At 50.6% G+C, this 251-nt stretch carries 1 protein-coding gene; it reads left to right on the top strand.

Annotated elements, in window-relative coordinates; all coding sequences use genetic code 11:
* Positions 1-251 (top strand): DDE-type integrase/transposase/recombinase (locus tag CHU71_RS12940; RefSeq protein ID WP_147761273.1); only part of this gene is annotated, 251 nt, incomplete at both ends.

Raw genomic sequence — 251 nt, 5'->3', positions numbered from 1 at the left:
ATGAAATCCATGGGGTTAAAAGGCTTTAGCAAACGGCGTCGATGCATTACTACCAGGCGTAAGCCTGGTCACCGTGTCATGCCAGATCTAGTAGGCCGCAAGTTCACAGCTGGCGAGCCAAATCGTGTGTATGTCGGTGACATTACTTACCTGCCGTGTAGGGGAGGCAAAAACATGTACCTTGCCACAGTCATTGACACGTATTCACGTAAACTTGCAGGTTATGCACTCGCAGACCACATGCGGGTCTC

This window comes from Corynebacterium sp. LK14 (assembly GCF_008042215.1).
Classification (GTDB): domain Bacteria; phylum Actinomycetota; class Actinomycetes; order Mycobacteriales; family Mycobacteriaceae; genus Corynebacterium; species Corynebacterium striatum.
Note: the sequence above shows the minus strand (reverse complement) of the source record. Positions and strands in the feature narration are given on the sequence as shown.